This window comes from Paenibacillus sp. 10L310 (genome assembly GCF_056395745.1).
Genome location: NZ_JBFTKC010000007.1, coordinates 232,203 through 248,343 on the forward strand (window position 1 = coordinate 232,203; position 16,141 = coordinate 248,343).

At 45.6% G+C, this 16,141-nt stretch carries 9 protein-coding genes and 2 tRNA genes; 9 read left to right on the top strand and 2 right to left on the bottom strand.

Annotated elements, in window-relative coordinates; all coding sequences use genetic code 11:
* The first annotated feature begins 125 nt into the window (after nucleotides 1-125).
* From AC1DE7_RS17665 to AC1DE7_RS17675, 3 genes are all read left to right on the top strand, one after another.
* Nucleotides 126-199 (top strand) — tRNA-Arg (locus tag AC1DE7_RS17665).
* A gap of 431 nt (nucleotides 200-630) precedes the next feature.
* Nucleotides 631-1,401 carry a class I SAM-dependent methyltransferase gene (locus AC1DE7_RS17670; protein WP_477534897.1) on the top strand — a complete coding sequence of 257 codons (771 nt, stop codon included), beginning with the start codon at nucleotides 631-633 and terminating at the stop codon, nucleotides 1,399-1,401.
* A gap of 395 nt (nucleotides 1,402-1,796) precedes the next feature.
* On the top strand, nucleotides 1,797-5,756 hold the full coding sequence (locus AC1DE7_RS17675) for a S8 family serine peptidase (RefSeq protein WP_477534898.1): 3,960 nt from the start codon (nucleotides 1,797-1,799) through the stop codon (nucleotides 5,754-5,756).
* 127 nt (nucleotides 5,757-5,883) lie between these two features.
* Here AC1DE7_RS17675 and AC1DE7_RS17680 read toward each other — a convergent pair whose 3' ends face one another.
* Together AC1DE7_RS17680 and AC1DE7_RS17685 are read right to left on the bottom strand one after the other, a co-directional pair.
* Complete coding sequence (locus AC1DE7_RS17680; RefSeq protein WP_036605884.1) at nucleotides 5,884-7,113, bottom strand: CynX/NimT family MFS transporter; 1,230 nt, start codon at nucleotides 7,111-7,113, stop codon at nucleotides 5,884-5,886.
* Nucleotides 7,114-8,013: 900 nt separating this feature from the next.
* A tRNA-Arg gene (locus AC1DE7_RS17685) sits at nucleotides 8,014-8,087 on the bottom strand.
* A gap of 189 nt (nucleotides 8,088-8,276) precedes the next feature.
* On the opposite strand from AC1DE7_RS17685, the gene AC1DE7_RS17690 reads away from it, so the two are divergent.
* From AC1DE7_RS17690 to lonB, 6 genes are all read left to right on the top strand, one after another.
* A complete protein-coding gene (locus tag AC1DE7_RS17690) occupies nucleotides 8,277-9,257 on the top strand; it encodes a hypothetical protein (RefSeq protein ID WP_477534899.1) in 981 nt (326 codons plus the stop codon).
* 138 nt (nucleotides 9,258-9,395) lie between these two features.
* The gene (gene tig / locus AC1DE7_RS17695) at nucleotides 9,396-10,736 is read left to right on the top strand and encodes a trigger factor (RefSeq protein ID WP_076329940.1); all 1,341 of its coding nucleotides are present in this window, start codon (nucleotides 9,396-9,398) and stop codon (nucleotides 10,734-10,736) included.
* Nucleotides 10,737-11,115: 379 nt separating this feature from the next.
* Complete coding sequence (gene clpP, locus AC1DE7_RS17700; RefSeq protein ID WP_036605886.1) at nucleotides 11,116-11,706, top strand: ATP-dependent Clp endopeptidase proteolytic subunit ClpP; 591 nt, start codon at nucleotides 11,116-11,118, stop codon at nucleotides 11,704-11,706.
* A 12-nt stretch (nucleotides 11,707-11,718) separates the two neighbouring features.
* On the top strand, nucleotides 11,719-12,972 hold the full coding sequence (clpX, locus tag AC1DE7_RS17705; RefSeq protein WP_477534900.1) for an ATP-dependent protease ATP-binding subunit ClpX: 1,254 nt from the start codon (nucleotides 11,719-11,721) through the stop codon (nucleotides 12,970-12,972).
* A gap of 121 nt (nucleotides 12,973-13,093) precedes the next feature.
* Nucleotides 13,094-14,191 (top strand): flavodoxin-dependent (E)-4-hydroxy-3-methylbut-2-enyl-diphosphate synthase, encoded by a 1,098-nt coding sequence (gene ispG / locus AC1DE7_RS17710; RefSeq protein WP_017692591.1) that lies wholly within the window; start codon nucleotides 13,094-13,096, stop codon nucleotides 14,189-14,191.
* Between the two features lie 167 nt (nucleotides 14,192-14,358).
* On the top strand, nucleotides 14,359-16,113 hold the full coding sequence (gene lonB / locus AC1DE7_RS17715; RefSeq protein WP_036605888.1) for an ATP-dependent protease LonB: 1,755 nt from the start codon (nucleotides 14,359-14,361) through the stop codon (nucleotides 16,111-16,113).
* The last annotated feature ends 28 nt before the right edge of the window (nucleotides 16,114-16,141 follow it).

Genomic DNA, 16,141 nt, shown 5'->3' on the forward strand with positions numbered 1-16,141 from the left:
GGTACTGAAAACCGGAGTTTTTGAACCCGCATTTAAGTATAATTATTAATTTTTTATAAAACTATTGAAAAATATAGAAATCAGAGTATAATAAGAACCGCGCCGAAAATTTATTATACATATTTGTCTCAGTAGCTCAGCTGGATAGAGCAACGCCCTTCTAAGGCGTCGGTCGGGGGTTCGAATCCCTCCTGGGACGTAAAAAAGAAGAAGCTTCCTTCGGGAAGCTTCTTCTTTTTCGTTCAGGGGAAGAGAACCCCAACGGTTCGTCGGAGCATTCGCTTCGTTAGCACCACTTCGCAGTCTCGACTGGAAGGAGAGTATCCCTCCTGGGACGTAAAAAAAGAAGAAGCTTCCTTCGGGAAGCTTCTTCTTTTTCGTTCAAGGGAAGAGAACCCCCAATGGTTCGTCGGAGCATCCGCTTCGTTAGCGCTACATCGCAGTCTCGACTGGAAGGAGAGTATCCCTCCTGGGACGTATTAAAAAGAAACTTCCTTCGGGAAGTGTTTTGCGTTCAGAGGAAGTCTTTTATTGGTTATACCTATAAATAATATAGAATTTATATATTTAAGGAATAAACAATTCTATGCCACAATGAGGATATCAATAACGAAAGCGACGGTGGTATCCATGAAATCATTAAATCAATGGGAAGCAGATGAGTATGACAACAAACTGGCTTTTGTGTCCGGATACGGCAAAAATCTGATCTCTTGGCTTCAACCCCAAAAAGGGGAATACATTCTTGATCTGGGTTGCGGGACGGGGGATTTGACGCATGAAATTTCTCTGACTGGAGCTGAAGTTATTGGCATGGATGCATCGACGGACATGATTCGCCGTGCGAGGAAGAAATTCCCTGAACTTGAGTTCGTGGAAGGAGACGGTCATCAGTTTGAGACGAATAGACTGTATGATGCCGTCTTCTCCAATGCAGCCCTGCACTGGATGCGAAGCCCGCGATTAGTGGTGGATAGTATATGGAAATCTTTGAAGCCCGGAGGGCGTTTTGTCGCAGAGTTCGGTGGTAAAGGGAACGTGCAGACCATTGTGAATGCATTAGAGCAGGTTATGGAGCGAAACACGGGCATTCGTGCATCGGAACGCAACCCTTGGTACTTTCCTTCGATCGGAGAATATAGCCATATTTTAGAGCAACGTGGATTTGTGGTGCGACAGGCCTATCACTACGACCGTCCTACGAGACTAGCAGATGGTGAGCAGGGTATAGTAGGCTGGTTGGCTCATTTTGGAGGGGACTATTTTGAGAGTCTCAGTCATGAAGAGATACAACAAATATGCCATGAAACCAGTCAGATCGTGATGTCTCACCTTTGGAAAGATGATGCGATGTATGCTGATTACAAGCGCCTGCGTATTGAAGCCGTGAAGCCAGAATAAAGTAAAATTTTGTGATATGTAGCAATTTTTATCGATGTTAAACGAATTATCGTGATTCTTTGTATACTAATTACGCTTCCCCTATATACCAGGAATCTCTTTCGGATAAAGAGGCTCTTGGTCTTTTTTTTGATGCATTATTTTAAAAATGAAATATTCAAACGACAAATAATTACAAATGGATATTTTTATCATACTGAAGACCCATATAAGTAATTTCTATATCATATTTGTAATTATTTAGAAGGAAAATGTGGTATTTTGATAGAATAATTTACCAAGGGTCAATCTTCTTGCAGATAGGCGGTGAAATTGGAGTGTGTATTGCAGTACGCACAAACAGCAGGAACCCATCATTTGGTGACGTATTCACATTTAAAAGGAGGGGCAAAGCCTTGAGTAAACGATTGATATCCACGTTATTAAGTGTTCTGATGGTCTTTTCCATTATTCTCCCCGCGGCTGGAGCCGCTCCCGCAGATTCAGTTATTCAGCTTGACAACTTACCCAGTACAGCCGAAGCCAAACAATGGAGAGAGATTCTTGCAGGACGGGAAGCGAAACTTGCCGCAGATCCATTTTTGGATAAAAGCTTGGAAGGTCTGGGTGGAGAGAACACCCGAGTGATCGTTGAGCTTTCCAATAAACCTGTTGCAGTAGCGCAAGGTGAATCAACCCTCTCCGGAAAATCTTTTACCTCCTCTATGGAAACAAAGGCTGTGACTCAAGTTGAGCAACAACAACAGTCATTTGTACATAGCCTCACTCAGAAGAAAATCAAACATGAAGTATTGGAAGAATATGCATATGCCCTGAATGGTGTAGCGATTGAGCTTAAAGGAAACCAGGTGGGACAATTGCTTCAAATACCTGGCGTGGTCAGCGTATATCCTGACCTTGAAGTTACAATAGCGCCAGAGACAGATGAAGTGAACCCGTACATGAAAGACACAGCGCCTTTTATTGGTGCACCTGAAGTATGGGATCTGGGTTACAAAGGAAATGGCATCAAAGTGGGTGTCATCGATACAGGGATTGACTATGAACATCCTAATTTGCAGGAAGCTTACAAAGGCGGATGGGACTTTGTTGGAAACGACAATGATCCGTATGAAGCGACATATCAGGAATGGAAAGCTTCGGGTGAACCTGAGTTCAATGCTACTGGAAGCGCCTATTACACCTCCCACGGTACGCACGTAGCGGGTACCGTTGCTGCTCGTGAAGCAGGGGACTACGGTATTGTTGGTGTTGCTCCTGAAGCAGACATTTATGCTTACCGTGTACTTGGACCGTATGGTAGTGGTCAAACCTCATGGGTACTCGGCGGAATTGATCGTTCTGTTCAAGATGGCATGGATGTAATTAATCTCTCGTTGGGTAACGCCGCCAACGACCCGAGTTATATTACTTCAGTTGCTCTGAACAATGCGATGTTGTCTGGTGTGACAGCAGTTGTAGCAAGTGGTAACAGTGGACCCAACCGTTATACTCTCGGTTCTCCGGGTGCGTCTGCAATGGCTATCACGGTAGGTAACTCTACAGGACCTAGCCAGCTGATTACAGCCGATACTCACTTCTGGATTGGTGAGGAAGGCGAAGAGACACAACCTGAACAACAACCGGTGCCAGAGGTTGAACAATCTCCTGAACTGGGGACGGCACCTGGAACAGAAGAGCCTGAAGGTTCAGAGCAAGGTGTACCCGCAACTGCTGATGAGGAAAGTGCAGCGGCTGTGCAGGACGCAGTTTCTAACGAAGCTGAAGTTCCGAATGTAGAAGAAGCTACAAAGGAAGAAAATACTCCATCTGCATCACCTTCTGCACCGGTGGAAGCTTCTCCTGAAGCTGCTCCAGTGGAAGAAGAGTCTGTAATTGCTCCGACTGAAGCTCCACTGGCTATTACAGAGTCGGTTTACCGTCTGGATCTGATGGGATGGAGTCTGTCAGCAGATCCTGAAACTGTTTTGACAGGGAAATATGAGCTTGAATTTGCAACACTGGGTAAGCCAACTGACTTTGAAGGTAAGGATTTTACAGGTAAAGTGGCATTAATACAGCGTGGTGAAATCGCATTTGTAGAGAAAATCGCCAATGCTAAAGCGGCCGGAGCCGTGGCTGTTATTGTATATAACAACATTCCGGGTCCAATCGGTGTAAGTCTGGGCGATAACTTTGAACTCATTCCAACACTGAGCATGTCCAAGGAAGATGGAGATGTGATCAAGGCTGAGCTGGACGCAGGCCAAACCGTTGAAGTGAGCTTTAGTGATTTTGAACGTTCCCAAACTCCGGGCGATGAAATGAATTCATCAAGTTCACGTGGACCTGCTAAGGTAACACTGGATATCAAACCGGATATTGTTGCACCAGGTACAAGCATTCTGTCTACGATTCCCGCCTACGGCAAGGATGAGCCAGATGCAGATTACGCACAAGCTTATGATCGTAAATCAGGTACAAGTATGGCTACACCTCATGTAGCAGGCCTGATTGCGCTGTTGATTGAAAAACATCCGGACTGGACGCCATTTGATATCAAAGTTGCGCTCATGAACAATAGTAAGGTGCTGGATACAACCAAGTTTGATGTATTTGATCAAGGTGCTGGCCGCATTCAGGCTGTAAACACCATCGATCCTGCTGCTTTTGTCAAAGTGCTTGATGTAACTCAATACACAGAAAGTGGCTCTGTTGTTGAAAAGGAGAATATCACCGGAAGTATCAACTACGGTAATTTCCTGAGCACAGATGAAAAGACGATTACCAAAACGATTAAAGTTGAAGCGCTGAATGGTAGTGGCGGGGATTACACCGTAAATGTGAATCCAACTCGTAATGTTGCTGGTGTATCCGTTGCGGTAGACAAGAGTTCCTTCACACTGAATGGTGAGGAAGAACTTGCAGTAACAATCACCGTACCACGAGGGGTTACTGCGACTACAGAAGCACAAGGATACATCGAGTTGTCGAACGGAACCAATACCTTTTCGGTGCCATATGTTGCTCATTTCAACGTTACGTTGACTGGAGTTAAATATATTGAAACCGTAAAAGGAACTGAAAAAAATCCTTTCCACTATCCATTGAAGGCTGATGGTACGTTGGATACGCTTAATGTAGCAATGGAATTCTATAATCCGATGACATTTGCCCTGATTGAGATTTATGATGGTCTTAATCCGGAAGGTGGATATTATCAAGATGGTTATATCGGCTCCATTTTCGGTAACTATTTTAACTTCAATGCCAATGCAAGATACAACCTTGCTTGGGACGGCTCATATGCAGATTACACAACCGATGAAGTGACTGAGATTCCGGATGGTTTATATACGGTAGACATCACTACGATTGGTACGGACGGCAAAACCTATAAGGAAGACACTTCGCCATTTTTGGTGAAAAAGACAGCTCCGGCTGTAACTGCACCAGAAGCGTTGGAGTTCAAAGAGGATGAGTCTGCTGTCCTTAATGGTAGCGTGGAAGATTTGTACTTCCGTGTAGCTCCTGCGCTTGCCAGCGGATGGGACATCACGTTTGATCCGGCAGCTTCCCTGGAAGCAACGTATGTTGTGAAAAAAGAGGATGGATCGGTTTATAAAGAAGGAGTCTTTGAAGTACAAGCTGATGGCAGCTTCAGCCTTCCTTTGGAGGGAATTGTAGCGGGTGAGTATGCTGTTGAACTTACCGTAAAAGACCAACAGGGGCTTTCGGGCACAACCAATACGGCACTGAAATTGGAAGCCGTGGAGACCGAACCTGAAACTCCGGCAACCAAGGCCCCAGGTACGCCTGTATTGTCTCACAATAACTGGGTAGGCAACGGCCTGCCAGAGGGCGCGTATATCGTTACAATGAACCTGTGGTGGGGCGAGAACGCAACTAGCTACAAGTTATATGAGGACGGGGTTTTGGTTGATACACAAAAGTTGACTTACAACGCGCCTTGGGCGCAGTTTGCTCAGACGAAGATCACGGGCAAAGCCAACGGCACATATACGTATGTGGCCGAGTTGATCAACGACAAGGGAACAACGCGGAGTCAGACGTTGACTGTTCAGGTTACCAATGCAACGCCAGGCAAAGCGGTTCTCTCTCAAGATAACTGGGATGGCGATGGCCATTATAAGGTGACCATGAACCTGTGGTGGGGGACCAACGCTACAGAGTATCGTCTCTATGAAAATGATAAGTTGATCGATACGCAAGAACTCCGTTCGGCTACACCTTATGCGCAAAGTGCTGTGACTACACTGTCCGGGAAAGCATCGGGTACGTATACGTATCGGGCAGAGTTAATTAACGCAGCCGGAGTTACAAGCACAGACACGATTAAGGTAAAAGTGAAGTAAGTTCATTCCTCATTGAAATTGATTTAAATTGATTAAATTAATGAAGGAATTGTTCTATGCATAAACGGCCTCCATCCTGATTTGCAGGATGGGGGCCGTTTTGTTTTTTTATAAATGAATTATATGACTAACCGATCATCCTATTTTTGCTGGCTTGAATCCCTGCGATTAACAAAGCGATGGCCAGAATGACCTGTATTAGCAACGGCAGGGTCCATCCTTTTGTCCAGTCATGAAGCATACCGAACAGTAGAGGTCCAACTGCGGCCAGCATATATCCGAAGGATTGGGCCATCCCGGACAGGCTGGCAGCTTGTCTGGCATCTTTTGTGCGAAGGACGAAGAACATCGTTACCATGCCAAATGAAGCTCCAGCGCCTATTCCTGCCAACGTGACACCAATGGTAACGAGCGAAGCGATGCCACTTAACAATAAAGCATACCCGACAATTAAAGAAGAGCACGTTATCGCGGTTAGAACACGCTGATCTCGCGTTCGGCCGGCGAGGATTGGAACGATAAAGGTAGCTGGTACACTAACCATCTGCATCAGGGAGAGCATCCACCCTGCTGAGGTGGGGCTGAATCCTTGCTCAGCGAGAATCTCGGGAAGCCAGGTAATCGTTGTATAGAATATTAGAGATTGAAGACCCATAAATAAAGTAATGAACCAGGCCAGGGAAGATGTCCGTAGACGTACAGGTGTCCCTTCACTCTGTGTGGCTATGAATAACATTCGCTGACGTCCTGCGGCGATCTGGGGGAGCCACAAGAGAAGCGCCAATATGGACAACAAGGCCCACATGCCTAACGAAGCACGCCAACCCATAGATGTGGCTCCTGCTACGGGCACACTCACACCTGAGGCGATGGCGCCAAATATGTTCATGGATACAGAGTATAATCCGGTGACGATACCTACCCGTAATGGAAAATCACGTTTGATCAAACTTGGCAAAAGCACGTTGCTTAATGCAATGCCGCACCCCAAAATTGCGGTTCCTGCATATAAGGAGAGAACGGAAGGCAACAAGCGTAATGCCACCCCAATGGTTACGATCATAACAGCCAATAGCAGAGCAGATTCGAGTCCTAACCGCTTGGCAAGACGTGGTGCAAAAGGAGAGACTGCTGCAAAGGCGAGCAAAGGAAGTGAGGTCAGAAGCCCGACCATTGTATGGCCGATACCTGTATCTGAGCGGATCATCTCCACAACGGGACCCGTTGCAGTGATCGGTGACCTCATGGTAGCGGCGATGACGATAATGCCTGCTAACAACAGGCCGAATCTTTTGGATGTCGAAGAATGTTCTTCCTCGGTATGGATAGATGAGTGTTGCTGTATTGAAGATGACATTGATAAAATCTCCTGTTTCCTAAGAAGTTAATATGTATGGATTGTTACATTACCCACTGGGTAAGCATAACATTCTATGTCAATATTGAGCAATGAAATGAAAAAACACCCAATCGACAATGGGTGCCTTGACTCCCCTGTGAACTCTAACGAATCCGCGAGGTCTTATAATGGGTAAAACCGCTATTTTCAGATTCTAACGAACCTCAGCGACGTTAATCAGGCTACGAAGTGCGAATAAGTGAGTTAATACCCCAGAATGGTGAAATAAGTTCTCTAAGATTCGTTAGAATTCCACAATGCTGAATTTGGAGCAAATAAAGTGTCCTGTGTTCGTTAGAACATCGATACTTCAACGTGTTGCTTATAGAATGAGCAAATACGGATGCTCCAATGCAACGACATAGAGCATGTAACGAAGCGAATGCTCCGACAAACCGTTGGGGTTCTCATCCCCAGAACACAAAAAAAGCTTCCCGAAGGAAGCTTCTTTTTAATACGTCCCAGGAGGGATACTCTCCTTGCAGTCGAGACTGCGAAGTGGTGCTAACGAAGCGAATGCTCCGACGAACCGTTGGGGTTCTCATCCCTAGAACGCAAAAAAAGCTTCCCGAAGGAAGCTTCTTTTTAATACGTCCCAGGAGGGATACTCTCCTTGCAGTCAAGACTGCAAAGTGGTGCTAACGAAGCGAATGCTCCGACGAACTGTTGGGGTTCTCATCCCTAGAACGCAAAAAAACTTCCCGAAGGAAGTTTCTTTTTTATACGTCCCAGGAGGGGGACTCTCCTTGCAGGCGAGACTGCGAAGTGGTGCTAACGAAGCGAATGCTCCGACGAACCGTTGGGGTTCTCATCCCCAGAACGCAAAAAAAGCTTCCCGAAGGAAGCTTCTTTTTATAACGTCCCAGGAGGGATTCGAACCCCCGACCGACGCCTTAGAAGGGCGTTGCTCTATCCAGCTGAGCTACTGAGACATGAATTTTTTCAAGCAAAATTGATTTTATCATATGCATACAGGAATATCAAGCATTTTATTTTAAACTATTTTTCATATATGATATTTGGCGGCAGTAACGTTTTTTTCATTATATTTAAGGTTATGTTAGAATATCAGGAGAACTCAGAAAATAGATCAACAATCGTTTTAATATATACATCTATTTATGTTGATTCCGACTGGAGATTCAGGATATAGAGGAGGTGCTCCCATTAAGGAATCCACGACCCCGGAAACCGAGCATAACAACAATATTGTGCTGTTTCCTAAGACGCTGGACTATTACCAGATTCAATTGACAGTTATGCTTGAAAATGAACGGTATGGTGAAGCGATGAAATTGCTTCACTTTTTGTTGCAATGTCAGGGACAGGAAGAGCGCCATTATGATGAATGGCGGGCTCTGCTCGAATGGCTTCAGGCTGCGTTTCCTCAATATGAAGAAACCTCGCCTGCCGTTCTTGGAGAACGAGAAGAGGAAGAAGAGATTAGTGAGGAAGACATGGCACGGCAGCATGCCCGAATGAAGCTTGAACAGGATGATGGTTATGCAGATAAGATGCTTCGCACAGTAATGGAGGAGCCGCTGTCTGAACAGACGATGCTGGCTTTGGAGCAGCTGGCCTATCTTGATCTACCGAAGATTGACGAGGCACTTACGAGTTGGTTAAAAGATAAGTCGCTTCACCCACTGCTTCAATTTCGGGTGTTGCAAACCTTGCGTCGACGAGGTGTTCAAGGTATGATCCTGTTTACGAGAGGCGAAGAGCAGGTTGAAGTCGAGATCGACACCGTGCCTCTTAGACCAGAGGAATTCCCGCTCCAAATCGTTCAGATTCTGGAACGAGTGGCAGATCAGACGGAGGTTCATGAACCTACGCTCTTTTATTTTGCCCAAGAACTGTGGATACAATATGTCATGGCGGTGTATGGAACCCGTGATTATGTATCGATGCTGGAAGAAAATGATTCCATGACAGATATATGGGCAGCAGCTCTACATATGACCGTTGCAGACAGTCTGGGTGGTTCGCATGATGAGGAAAATACCCGCTCAATGTATGCTGTGACAGGCGCGATGCGCTTTCGACTGGAACAGGCTTATCGTTCTATGAAACAGTTTGTATCTGCCGGTTTGGATGGTTAATCGAGGCCGGAAACGTTTTCCTTAAACTGTATCAAGGGATTCCCCTTGAAAAAGAATCTAATCTTGTTTATACTAAAATGGTTATTTTGTACGTGATTGCCTACGTGAACATGTGAATTTTGGAGGGGAAAGTATACAATGAAAGCAACTTGGGAAAAGATAGAGAAGAACCTTGGGGTTCTTGAGGTTGAAGTGGATGCAGATCGTGTAACTGCAGCACTCGACAAAGCTTTTAATAAAGTGGTTAAACAAGCAAACGTACCTGGATTCCGTAAAGGTAAAGTACCACGTTCCATTTTCGAAGCACGTTTTGGTGTAGAGAGCCTTTATCAAGAAGCAATCGACATTTTGCTTCCTGAAGCTTATACAGAAGCAATCGACCAAACGGATATCTTCCCGGTTGATCGTCCTGACGTAGATGTTGAACAATTTGCTAAAGGACAAACATTCAAGTTCAAAGCAAAAGTAACTGTGAAACCTGAAGTTACTCTTGGTGAGTACAAAGGAATCGAAGTTGCTGTAGCAAAAGGTGAAGTAACTGACGCAGAAGTGACTGAAGAACTTGAGCGTCTTCAACAACGTCACGCTGAACTCGTTGTAATTGACGAAGGTTCCGCTGCTAACGGCGACGTTGCAGTAATCGACTTCGACGGTTCCGTTGATGGTGTACCTTTCGAAGGTGGACAAGCTGAGCGTTATTCCCTGGAACTGGGTTCCAACACATTCATTCCTGGATTTGAAGAACAAGTTGTGGGTCTGTCCACAGGTGACTTCAAAGACGTAGAAGTGACTTTCCCGGAGAGCTACCATGCAGCAGAACTTGCTGGCAAACAAGCGGTATTCAAAGTGAAAATTCACGAAATCAAACGCAAACAACTTCCTGCATTGGATGATGAGTTTGCTAAAGATGTTAGCGAATTCGACACACTTGAAGAGTACAAAGCTGATCTGAAAACACAATTGGAATCCCGTAAAGCTGACGAAGCCAAAGCTGCACAAGAAAATGCAGTTGTAGAAAAAGTGGCTGAGAACGCTGAAGTGGACATTCCTTCTGCAATGGTAGAGAGCGAAGTACAAAACATGATGCGTGATTTCGACAACCGTCTTCGCAACCAAGGGATGAACCTTGAAATGTTCCTGAGCTTCTCTGGCCAGACACAAGCTGACCTGAGAGGACAAATGCAAGAAGATGCTTCCAAACGTGTTCGCAATAACCTGGTGCTTGAAGCTGTAGGTAAAGCGGAAAACATTGAAGTGTCTGATGAAGAAGTGAATCAAGAACTCGAAAAAATGGCTGAATCTTACAAGCGTCCTGCTGATGAGATCCGTGGCATCCTCGAGGGTAATGGTTCCCTGGACAGCCTTCGTGATGAAGTAAAACTGCGTAAAACGATTGACGTTCTCCTTGAGAACAGCACAGTTGTTGAACCGGTTGAAGCTCCAGCTGAAGAAGTTGTTGCAGAAGCTGACGAAAAATAAGACAAGCTGTTATCAACTTGTCAGTTGAATAAACGATAAGGCACGTGAATTATTGCGTGCCTTATTTTTAAATTATGACATCCATTTTATAGAAAATGAAGTAATTATATGGATGAACACTAATTTTATTGATCCGCGTACACTTTTTACATACCTATGTACTTCATGCAAATAAAAAACGGCAAGACGGCATAGGATGGCTTCAATTTGCACATACATAGAAAACATGGTTAAATATGATCAGGCTAAAAAAGTAAACAAATTGATGTCTCACCCCTCTTGTGAAAAATGACATTGTCACAGGAAAGTGTTAGAATGAATTTGGGTTTGCTTTACAGGTGGCCTATGTCTAATTACATGTAGAAAAGAGGTTGGTCTCATGAGTCTGGTGCCAATGGTTATAGAACAAACCAATCGAGGCGAGCGGTCTTACGATATATATTCACGTTTGCTGAAAGATCGCATTATCTTTCTAACCAGTGCGATTGATGACGATGTAGCCAATCTTGTCATAGCACAGCTTTTGTTTTTGGCAGCCGACGATCCTGAGAAGGATATCAGCTTGTACATTAACTCACCTGGTGGTTCTGTCACCGCAGGGATGGGTATATACGATACGATGCAATTTATCAAGCCGGATGTATCTACCATTTGCGTAGGGATGGCAGCAAGCATGGGCTCGTTATTGCTGACAGCCGGTGCACCTGGCAAGAGATATGCGCTGACAAACAGCGAAGTAATGATTCATCAGCCGCTTGGCGGCATTCAAGGACAGGCTGCGGATATTAAGATACACGCAGAATGGATTATTAAAACACGTCAGAAACTGAATCAAATATACGTCGATCGTACGGGTCAGCCTCTTGAGAAAATTGAGCGGGATACCGACCGTGACTTCTTCATGAGCGCTGAAGAAGCTAAGACGTACGGCATTATTGACCAGGTGCTCAGTAGACCGATCAATTCCTAAAGGGGTGGTTTCATGTTTAAATTTAACGATGAGAAAGGGCAATTGAAATGCTCTTTTTGCGGTAAATCTCAGGAGCAGGTACGCAAGTTGGTCGCTGGACCAGGCGTGTACATCTGTGATGAATGTATCGAACTTTGCACCGAAATCGTTGAGGAAGAACTTGGTCATGATGAAGAAGTAGACCTGAAAGATATTCCGAAACCAAAAGAAATTCGTAATATTCTGGACCAATATGTTATTGGACAGGAACAAGCGAAAAAATCATTGTCTGTTGCGGTGTATAATCACTACAAACGGATCAACACACAAAGCAAAATTGAAGACGTTGAATTGTCAAAGAGTAACATTTTGCTGTTAGGACCAACAGGTTCTGGTAAAACGTTGCTTGCGCAAACGATGGCAAAAATTTTGAATGTTCCTTTTGCTATTGCGGATGCTACGTCATTAACAGAAGCGGGTTATGTAGGTGAGGATGTAGAGAACATCCTGCTCAAACTGATTCAAGCTGCTGATTATGATGTGGAAAAAGCAGAGCGTGGCATTATTTATATCGATGAGATTGATAAAGTAGCGCGTAAATCCGAAAACCCATCCATTACTCGTGATGTATCGGGCGAAGGTGTGCAACAGGCTCTCTTGAAAATTCTTGAAGGAACTGTGGCTTCTGTACCACCACAAGGTGGTCGTAAACACCCTCATCAAGAATTCATTCAGATCGATACAACAAACATCCTGTTCATTTGCGGCGGTGCCTTTGATGGTCTGGAGCAAATGATCAAACGCCGGATCGGTAAAAAAGTCATTGGCTTTAATACCGTTTCTGAGCAAAAAGATCTGAAACCAGGTGAATACCTGGGTATGGTATTGCCGGAAGATTTGCTGAAATTTGGTCTGATTCCGGAATTTGTAGGCCGTCTGCCAGTCATCTCCACTTTGGAGCCGCTGGATGAAGATACGCTGGTACGGATTCTTTCCGAACCAAAAAACGCGCTTACCAAACAGTACCAAAAACTGCTTGAGCTGGATAATGTGAATCTGGTATTTGAACCAACTGCATTGCTTGCGATTGCAAAAGAAGCAATTAAACGTAACACAGGTGCACGTGGATTGCGTGCCATCATTGAAGGTATCATGCTGGAAATCATGTATGAAGTGCCTTCACGTGAAGATGTTACGAACTGTGTCATTACCGAAGAAGTTGTTGAGAAAAGAGTCGTGCCTGAACTAAGCCAATCGAAGGACGATAAGCAGGAAGAGAGCGCCTAATAAAAGGCCTGAATCCCGTTGAACTCTGAAATATAGACTTGTCAGTTCTCCACTTTGGCAGAAGGCGAATTCTTGTCTCTGTCAGGGTGGAGCTTTGACGTTGTGGGGAGAGAAATCACTCATGTATTTAAGACAGGATACACGTCCCGTGAAAGTGGGAAACGTAACGATCGGTGGCAGTAACGAAGTCATTATCCAGAGTATGTGTACAACCAAAACGGCAGACGTTGAAGCAACGGTTGCAGAGATTCTGCGACTGGAAGAAGCGGGCTGTCAAGTGGTACGTGTAACGGTGAATAATGAGGAAGCTGCCGCAGCCATCAAGGAAATCAAGAAACGCATTAATATACCGCTCGTAGCGGACATTCATTTCAACTATAAGCTGGCTTTACTTGCGATTGAGAACGGCATTGATAAAGTTCGGATTAATCCAGGTAACATCGGTAAACGTGCAAAAGTGGAAGAAGTGGTTAAGGCTTGTAAAGACCGCGGCATTCCGATTCGTATTGGAGTAAATGCGGGTTCTTTGGAAAACCATCTCCTTGAGAAGTATGGGTATCCTACGGCAGATGCTATGGTAGAAAGTGCATTGTATCACATTGGTATTTTGGAAGAGCTTGATTTCCATGATATCATCGTGTCTCTCAAAGCATCAGATGTGCCGATGGCAATTGAGGCGTATACCAAAGCAGCTCAAATCATTCCGTATCCGTTGCATCTCGGGATTACCGAAGCAGGTACACTGTTCTCCGGTACAATCAAAAGCTCCGCAGGTATGGGAGCTCTATTGTCCATGGGTATTGGTTCTACGATGCGGATCTCACTGAGTGCGGACCCGGTAGAAGAAATTAAGGTCGCTCGTGATCTGCTCAAAACATTTGGACTTATTACAAATGCAGCTACATTGATCTCCTGCCCAACGTGTGGACGTTTGGATATCGACCTGTTCTCCATTGCCAACGAAGTGGAAGAGTATATCTCCAAACTGAAGGTGCCGATTAAAGTATCGGTGTTGGGTTGTGCGGTTAATGGTCCAGGTGAGGCCAAAGAAGCGGATATCGGAATTGCCGGTGCTCGTGGAGAAGGTCTCTTGTTCCGTCATGGTAAGATGATTCGTAAAGTGCCTGAAGAAATCATGGTTGAGGAATTAAAAAAAGAGATCGACAAAATCGTCGAAGCCTACGAAGAGACAGGTGTTATTCCTGGTCGTTCGCACTGATTGATTCATATCTTGTTACAACAAAAGCTCGCCAGCGATGGCGGGCTTTTTATTTTCTCGCATACAAATTCCGCATCGCCCGTTTACGTCGCGTTGAAAAGGCTATACTACCAAGTATTAGCATGATCTCATATGAGAATAGCGACAAAATAGGAGGATGTGAAGACATGGAATTTGGTATGGTCATCATGTTGATTCAGTTATTTTTTGGAGTGGTGATTGGTTTGTATTTCTGGAACCTGCTGCGTGGCCAGAAAACAAACCGCAGTGCCGTTGAGCGTGAATCTCGCAAGGAACTGGAGAAGCTGCGCAAGCTGCGTTCGATCTCACTCACCAAGCCGTTGTCGGAGAAGACGCGTCCAGCTACCATTAACGATATTGTTGGGCAAAAAGACGGGCTGCGTGCCCTTAAAGCTGCTTTGTGCAGTGCTAATCCGCAACATGTTATCATTTATGGCCCTCCCGGAGTCGGGAAGACAGCTGCCGCAAGGGTCGTTTTGGAAGAAGCTAAGAAGAATCCAACATCGCCTTTCAAGCCAGACGCCAAATTCACGGAGCTGGATGCAACAACAGCCCGTTTTGATGAGCGTGGTATTGCGGACCCCTTAATTGGTTCGGTCCACGATCCGATATATCAGGGAGCAGGAGCTATGGGCGTTGCAGGTATTCCCCAACCGAAACCGGGCGCTGTGACGAAAGCGCATGGGGGAATGCTTTTTATTGATGAAATTGGTGAATTACATTCGATTCAGATGAATAAGCTGTTGAAAGTGTTGGAGGATCGCAAGGTGTTTTTGGAGAGTGCGTACTATAACTCGGAAGACACGCATACTCCTGCTTATATCCACGATATTTTTCAAAATGGCCTGCCGGCCGATTTCCGCCTTGTTGGAGCAACGACACGTTCGCCTCATGAACTGCCACCAGCTCTGCGTTCCCGTTGCATGGAAGTTTATTTCCGTCCTTTGTTGCCTGAGGAGATTGGGCGAATTGCAGAGGATGCTGTTCAGAAAATAGGGTTCAGTCCATGTCCGGATGCCGTTGATGTGGTCAAGCGATATGCAACCAATGGACGTGAAGCGGTCAATATCATCCAGCTGGCTGCTGGACTTGCGCTGACAGAGAAGCGTGAGACGCTTCAGGCGTCTGATGTGGAGTGGGTGGCGGGTAGCAGTCAGATTCAGCCACGACCTGATCGGAAGGTCCCTACACAGCCGCAGGTGGGTTTTGTTAACGGCTTGGCGGTATACGGACCGAATATGGGAACCATTTTGGAGATCGAAGTGTCTGCTGTTCCGGCTCTTAAAGATCAAGGCCGAATCAACATTACAGGCGTTGTGGATGAAGAAGAGATTGGAGGCGGTTCGCGTACACTCCGGCGAAAAAGTATGGCCAAAGGCTCGGTTGAAAATGTGTTAACCGTATTAAAAGCCATGGGTATTCGTCCGAATGATTACGATTTACACGTGAATTTCCCAGGTGGGACACCTATTGATGGTCCATCCGCCGGGATTGCCATGGCGACTGCCATTACATCAGCCATTCAGAGGCGTCCTGTGGATCATGAGACAGCGATGACTGGCGAGATCAGTATTCATGGTCGGGTTAAGCCTATCGGTGGCGTGCTGGCCAAGGTCGAGGCTGCCTTTCAGGCAGGAGCGAAGACCGTTATTATTCCTGCGGAGAACTGGCAGTCCATTTTTGAGAATCTGGATGGCTTGCGCGTTATCCCGGTAGATACGGTGCAGGATGTATTCCGTGAAGTGTTCGCCTGGGTTCCGGAATCACAACAAATGGAACAAACGAAGCTTGCAGAGGAGACAGTTGCACCTGCACCGGAGATTTTTCCACCGGCATCCGCTTCCTATTTGCGTGCGGACGTGCCTCGTCCAGGACAGGTTACAGATTCGGGAAGCTGCTAAGCGCTTCCCTTCATTGGTTTTTTATGTG